This window comes from Pseudomonas sp. PME37.24/025 (assembly GCF_055556615.1).
On record NZ_JBVHNK010000273.1, the window covers coordinates 1 to 265 of the forward strand.

Genomic DNA, 265 nt, shown 5'->3' on the forward strand with positions numbered 1-265 from the left:
CTCGACGATGACGCCCTTGTCAGTGAAGTAGATGTGGTCGCCGACTTCGCGGGCAAAGCCCATCTCGTGGGTGACGAGCATGCACGTCATGCCGTCGTCGGCGAGCTCGCGAATGGTGGAAAGGACTTCCTTCACCGTCTCCGGATCGAGTGCCGACGTCACTTCGTCGAACAGCATGACGTCCGGCGTCATGGCGAGCGAGCGGGCGATGGCGACACGCTGCTGCTGGCCGCCCGAAAGCTCGCCCGGGTAGGCGTTCTCCTTG

1 protein-coding gene is annotated in these 265 nt (G+C 63.8%); it reads right to left on the reverse strand.

What is annotated here, in order from left to right:
- On the reverse strand, positions 1 to 265 hold a 265-nt coding region (locus ACZ3HH_RS30350), incomplete at both ends, for an ATP-binding cassette domain-containing protein (RefSeq protein ID WP_465810320.1).